The sequence below is a fragment of the Streptomyces rectiviolaceus genome (assembly GCF_039533825.1).
Taxonomy (GTDB): Bacteria; Actinomycetota; Actinomycetes; order Streptomycetales; family Streptomycetaceae; genus Streptomyces; species Streptomyces rectiviolaceus.
In genome coordinates this window covers 47,990-54,416 of sequence record NZ_BAAAUG010000082.1, presented here as the reverse complement: position 1 = coordinate 54,416, position 6,427 = coordinate 47,990, and the positions used below count along the sequence as shown (strand labels likewise).

Here is a 6,427-nt window from a genome sequence, read left to right as displayed (position 1 = left end):
TCGCCGGTCGTCCCGGTGGCGGCGGTGGCCGTCCCGGCTTCGGTGGCCGTCCCGGCGGTCCCGGTGCCCGTGGTGGCACGCAGGGTGCGTTCGGCCGTCCCGGCGGGCCCGCCCGTCGTGGTCGCAAGTCGAAGCGGCAGAGGCGCCAGGAGTACGAGTCGATGCAGGCCCCGTCGGTCGGCGGCGTCATGCTGCCGCGCGGCAACGGCCAGGCGGTCCGCCTGTCCCGTGGTGCCTCGCTGACCGACTTCGCCGAGAAGATCAACGCCAACCCGGCGTCGCTCGTCGGCGTGATGATGAACCTCGGCGAGATGGTCACTGCCACGCAGTCCGTCCCGGACGAGACGCTGAAGCTCCTCGCGGACGAGATGAACTTCGTCCTGGAGATCGTCAGCCCGGAGGAGGAGGACCGCGAGCTTCTCGAGTCCTTCGACATCGAGTTCGGTGAGGACGAGGGTGGCGAGGAAGCACTCGTCGCGCGTCCGCCGGTCGTGACCGTCATGGGTCATGTCGACCACGGTAAGACCCGACTTCTGGACGCGATCCGCAAGACGAACGTCATTGCGGGCGAGGCCGGCGGTATTACGCAGCACATCGGTGCGTACCAGGTCGGTGCCGAGGTCAACGGCGAGGACCGCCGGATCACCTTCATCGACACCCCCGGTCACGAGGCGTTCACCGCCATGCGTGCCCGTGGTGCGAAGTCCACCGACATCGCGATCCTCGTGGTCGCGGCGAACGACGGTGTGATGCCGCAGACGATCGAGGCGCTGAACCACGCCAAGGCGGCCGATGTGCCGATCGTGGTCGCGGTCAACAAGATCGACGTCGAGGGTGCCGACCCGACCAAGGTGCGCGGTCAGCTCACCGAGTTCGGTCTGGTGGCCGAGGAGTACGGCGGCGACACGATGTTCGTCGACATCTCCGCCAAGCAGGGCGAGAACATCGAGGCCCTCCTGGAGGCCGTGGTCCTGACCGCGGACGCCTCGCTCGACCTGCGGGCCAACCCTGAGCAGGACGCGCAGGGTATTGCGATCGAGTCCCACCTGGACAAGGGCCGCGGCGCCGTCGCGACCGTCCTGGTCCAGCGCGGTACCCTCCGCGTCGGTGACACGATGGTGGTCGGCGACGCGTACGGCCGAGTCCGCGCGATGCTCGACGACAAGGGCGAGAACGTGGAAGAGGCGGGTCCGTCGACTCCGGTCCTCGTCCTCGGTCTCACCAACGTCCCGGGTGCCGGCGACAACTTCCTGGTCGTCGACGAGGACCGTACGGCCCGTCAGATCGCCGAGAAGCGTGCCGCCCGTGAGCGCAACGTCCGCTTCGCCCGCAAGGGTGTTCGGTTCTCCCTGGAGAACCTGGACGAGGCCCTCAAGGCCGGTCTGGTGCAGGAACTCAACCTCATCATCAAGGGCGACGCGTCCGGTTCGGTGGAGGCTCTCGAGTCCTCGCTGCTCCAGCTCGACGTCGGCGAAGAGGTCGACATCCGCGTCCTGCACCGCGGCGTGGGTGCGGTCACCGAGTCGGACATCGACCTGGCGACCGGCTCCGACGCGATCGTGATCGGCTTCAACGTCCGTGCGGCCGGTCGTGCCGCCCAGATGGCCGAGCGCGAAGGTGTGGACGTCCGGTACTACTCGGTCATCTACCAGGCGATCGAAGAGATCGAAGCGGCCCTCAAGGGCATGCTCAAGCCGGAGTACGAAGAGGTCGAGCTCGGCACGGCGGAGATCCGCGAGGTCTTCCGTTCGTCCAAGCTGGGCAACATCGCCGGTGTTCTTGTCCGGTCGGGCGAGGTCAAGCGCAACACCAAGGCGCGCCTCATCCGCGACGGCAAGGTCATCGCGGAGAGCCTCAACATCTCCGGTCTGCGCCGCTTCAAGGACGACGTCACGGAGCTCCGCGAAGGGTTCGAGGGCGGTATCAACCTCGGCAACTTCAACGACATCAAGATCGACGACGTCATCGCGACGTACGAGATGCGCGAGAAGCCTCGCGGCTGATCAACGCAGCTCGAACCGGGGCCGGTCGAGGGGAGATAAATCCCGTCGATCGGCCCCGGCCGTTCCGTGTACGGTTCTTTGTGTCCCTGCCAAGTGGTTGGCGGGGCACGACCCCGAACCGGCGGGACATCCGGACATACATGTATGTGGGGACACTGTCCTTCGATCTGCTCCTCGGCGACGTTCGCTCGCTGAAGGAGAAACGCTCCGTCGTCCGCCCGATCGTCGCCGAACTCATGCGCAAGTACGCGGTGAGCGCGGCGGAGACCGGGAACCAGGACCTCCATCGCAGGGCCGAGATCGGCCTGGCGCTGGTCTCGGGAGAGACGGGGCACCTCACCGACGTACTGGACCGGTGCGAGCGTTTGGTCGCCGCCCGTCCGGAGGTGGAGCTGCTCTCCGTTCGACGCAGGCTCCACGGCGACGAAGACTGATTGCACAGCAAGGCGAAGAAGGAGACGGAGCAGTGGCCGACAACGCGCGGGCGAAAAGGCTGGCGGACCTCATCCGAGAGGTGGTTGCCAAGAAGCTGCAGCGCGGGATCAAGGACCCGCGGCTCGGTACGCATGTGACCATCACGGACACCCGGGTCACGGGTGATCTGCGGGAGGCGACCGTCTTCTACACGGTCTACGGGGACGACGAGGACCGCGCGGCGGCCGCCGCCGGTCTGGAGAGCGCCAAGGGCGTTCTGCGTTCCGCGGTCGGCCAGGCCGCGGGCGTGAAGTTCACCCCGAGCCTCGCCTTCGTGGCGGATGCGCTGCCGGACAACGCCAAGGCCATCGAGGACCTCCTCGACAGGGCCAGGCTCTCGGACGAGAAGGTGCGCGAGGTGTCCGCGGGCGCCGAGTTCGCCGGCGGGGCCGACCCGTACCGCAAGCCTGAGGACGAGGACGAGTCCGACGAGGAAACGGACGGCGACACCCCCGCATGAGCAGTAGCAACAAGACGCCGGACGGCCTTGTCATCGTCGACAAGCCGTCCGGCTTCACTTCGCATGATGTGGTCGCCAAGATGCGCGGGATCGCCAAGACCCGGCGCGTCGGCCACGCGGGCACCCTCGACCCCATGGCGACGGGCGTTCTCGTCCTCGGGGTCGAGCGGGCGACCAAACTCCTCGGCCATCTCGCGCTGACGGAGAAGGAGTATCTGGGCACGATCCGTCTCGGCCAGAACACGCTCACGGACGACGCCGAAGGCGAGCTCATCTCGTCGGCCGGTCTGTCGGGGGTCTCCGGGATCAAGCGGGACGCGATCGACGCGGGCATCGCCAAGCTCTCCGGCGACATCATGCAGGTGCCGTCGAAGGTCAGCGCCATCAAGATCGACGGCAAGCGGTCGTACGCGCGAGCCCGCGAGGGCGAGGACTTCGAGATCCCCGCCCGTCCGGTGAAGATCTCCGCCTTCACGGTGTACGACGTCAGGGACGCCGTCGCCGATGACGGCACCCCCGTTCTCGACCTGGTCGTGTCCGTGGTCTGCTCGTCGGGGACGTACATCCGCGCCCTTGCCCGTGACCTCGGCGCCGATCTCGGGGTCGGCGGCCATCTGACGGCGCTGCGGCGCACGCGCGTCGGGCCGTACAAGCTGGACGCGGCGAAGACCATCGACCAGCTCCAGGAGGAGCTGACGGTGATGCCGGTGGCGGACGCTGCCACTGCCGCGTTCCCGCGCTGGGACGTGGACGAGCGGCGGGCGAAGCTGCTACTCAACGGCGTACGGATCGAGATGCCGGGGGAGTACGCCGGAGTCGGCGCCGTCGCGGTCTTCGATCCGGAGGGCCGGTTCCTGGTCCTGGCCGAGGAGCTGAAGGGCAAGGCCAAGAGCCTGGCCGTCTTCGCCTGATCCTTTCCGTCCTGCTGGGCCTTCCCTCCCGTACGCGGGTCTCCGTCGTGGAGCGGCGGACAGCTGTGCGCGTGGCCGCGCGCCGCTCCACGGCGGACCCCCCACCTCAAGATGTATCCATCGCGCCCCGCCGATTCACCCCATCGGGCAGGCGCTCGGAGTGAACCGAGGGAGCAGAAGGGGGCGCGTTCGCGACGCGTTCTGTCCCGCTGATCACCGCCGACCTACCGTCGAGAAGGACGGGGAGTGGCGGGGAGGTTCGGGCATGGCGGGACAGGGCGACCCGGCGGTGCTCGACGGGGCCCTGGTGCGGATCTGTGATCTGGCCGGGCGCCCACGCGGGATGGGATTCGCCGCCGACGACCACGGCACGGTGATCACCAGCCATGAAGCGGTCGACGGCCTCGCGCGGCTCGTGCTGCACGCGGCGGGGGAGCGCGTCTGCGTGGTGACCGCCGATTCCGTGGTGGCACTCGCCGAAGTGGACCTGGCCCTCGTCCGCACGGAGGGGCTCGGCCTGCGCCCGCTGCCTGTCACGGTCCGCGAGACCGTCCCCGTGGGTGCCTACGTAAACATCGTCGCGCGCGGCCGGCGCGAGGCGCGGGTCCTTGGCCCGGCGCCGGTGACGTACACGGCGACGGACCGCTTCCATCTGGTCGACTCCGCCATGGAGTTGGCGATCGGCACGGACGACGCCGACGCGCTGCGGATCGGCGGCGGGGCGGCGGGCGGTCCGGTCGTCGACACCTCGTCCGGAGCCGTGCTCGCCGTCCTCGGGACCGCGCTGCACGGCGAGCACCGCGCGGCGGGGTTCGCCGTGCCCCTGCGGGAGGCGGCCGCCGCCGATCCGGGCGGACCGCTCGCCGAGCTCCTGGCGCGCAACGCGGCGACCGTCCCGGCGTACGGCTGCGATCTCAATCTGGCGGGCGCGCTGCACCTGGCGGCGACGTCGGTGGGGTCCGACGGCCCGCGCCCCGCTCTCCTCGAACCGGTCGAACGCCCGGATACGACAAGGGAGTTGGACGACTTCACCGCTGGGCCCGCGCAGGTGCTCGGCCTGGTCGGCGACCCCGGCACCGGCCGGACGACGGAACTCGCCGCCCTCGCCGCATACCGTGCACAGGGCGCCGAACCGGCTCCCACGCTGTGGCTGCGCGGCGCCGATCTGCAGGGCACGGACACGGGCGTGGGCGACGCGGTGGAGCGGGCGCTTGAGCGGGCGGGGCGGATCCTGGAGGCATCGGAGGGGCCGCTCGCCGAGGGGGGCGACGGACTCGGGGACATCTCCGCGGGGCGGGTCGCCCGGCTCGTGCGGGACGAGGGGCGGGCGTTGCTGCTGTTGCTCGACGGGCCCGAGGAGATGCCGCCGGTCCTCGCGCACCGCCTCGCGGAGTGGAGCAGGGGTACGGCCGAGTGGCTGCGGGAGACGGGCGCGCGGCTCGTGGTGGCCTGCCGGGCGGAGTACTGGGAGCAGGCAGGGGCGCACTTCCCCGCGGAGCTCTGGCCGGGGTGCGTGCACCTGGGGGATCTGCCCGAGCGGCAGGCACGGATCGCGCGGGCGCGGTACGGCATCCCGGACGGAGCGCTCGCCGCCGCCGACGCGCGGCATCCGCTGGCCCTGCGGCTGCTCGCCGAGGTGCGGGCGGCGTTGCCGGACGATCCGCCGCCGGGCCGCCCGGACCGGGAGGAGATCTTCGAGGCCTACGTGGATGTGCTGTGCCTGCGGGTGGCGGTGCGGCTCGCGGCGGCGAAGGGACTTCGGGGCGCGGCTGTGCGGCGCCTCGCAGCGAAGGTGTCCGGGCAGGTGCATGAGGCTGCGCGGCGATGCCTTGGCCCGGGGCAGGGGGAGCTTGACCGGGCGTCGTTCGAGGGGGTGTTCCCGTGGGGGACGGGGTGGGCCTCCGCGGTCCTGACGGAGGGTCTCCTTGTCCCTGCCGGGGACGGATACCGGTTCGCGCACGAGGAGCTCGCGGACTGGATCCAGGGGATGCACCTGGATGTGGACGGTGCTCTGTGGTCCCTGGTCTTCCGGCACCGCGAGCCGGTCCCGGAGGCTGCCCTGCCGGTCCCCCGGCACCGGATCGGCCCGGTGATCCAGGCCTTGCTGCTTCTGGGCCGACAGCGGGGCCCTGCCGAACTGACCGCCCGCCTATGGGACTTGGCAAGCTTCGACGAACCTTGCCCATCCCCCCTCAATCCGACCCCCGGCATCCAGGACCACACCCCCCCTCCCCCAAACTCACGACTGCGCTCAAGCAGGGAAGGCCCGCTGGGCGCCGGGGGGAGCCGGGCCGCTGCCCCCGTTGTGGGCGGTGGGTCGGGCGGCGAGAGGAGTCAGCCCGCCGCCGCCCCTGTTGTGGGCAGGCGTTCCGCAGGGCGGAACGGGTGGGCACAACCCCAGCCGCCGGGTGCCGATGTGGCGGGGGATGCGGGCAAGGGGCCCCTGCCGCCGGGCGGCGATGTGGCAGGGGATGCGGGAAGCGGGCCCCTGCCGCCGGGCGCCGGTGGGTCAGGGGGTGTGGGTAGCGGGCCCCAGCCGCCGGGTGACGATGGGGCGGGGGGCGCGGGCGGCGGCCCCC

At 70.9% G+C, this 6,427-nt stretch carries 4 protein-coding genes and 1 pseudogene; all 5 read left to right on the top strand.

Going from position 1 to position 6,427, the window contains the following annotated elements; translation table 11 throughout:
* A partial coding sequence (gene infB / locus ABD378_RS23240; protein WP_344523263.1) for a translation initiation factor IF-2 occupies window positions 1-2,003 on the top strand: 2,003 nt, incomplete at its 5' end.
* Between the two features lie 140 nt (window positions 2,004-2,143).
* Window positions 2,144-2,437 carry a DUF503 domain-containing protein gene (locus ABD378_RS23235; protein ID WP_160507522.1) on the top strand — a complete coding sequence of 98 codons (294 nt, stop codon included), beginning with the start codon at window positions 2,144-2,146 and terminating at the stop codon, window positions 2,435-2,437.
* A gap of 32 nt (window positions 2,438-2,469) precedes the next feature.
* On the top strand, window positions 2,470-2,937 hold the full coding sequence (gene rbfA / locus ABD378_RS23230) for a 30S ribosome-binding factor RbfA (protein WP_344523260.1): 468 nt from the start codon (window positions 2,470-2,472) through the stop codon (window positions 2,935-2,937).
* Window positions 2,934-3,848 (top strand): tRNA pseudouridine(55) synthase TruB, encoded by a 915-nt coding sequence (gene truB / locus ABD378_RS23225; RefSeq protein WP_344523258.1) that lies wholly within the window; start codon window positions 2,934-2,936, stop codon window positions 3,846-3,848. The genes rbfA and truB overlap by 4 nt, the downstream gene beginning before the upstream one ends.
* 265 nt (window positions 3,849-4,113) lie before the next feature.
* Window positions 4,114-6,427: pseudogene (locus tag ABD378_RS23220) on the top strand (hypothetical protein); the annotation flags it as partial.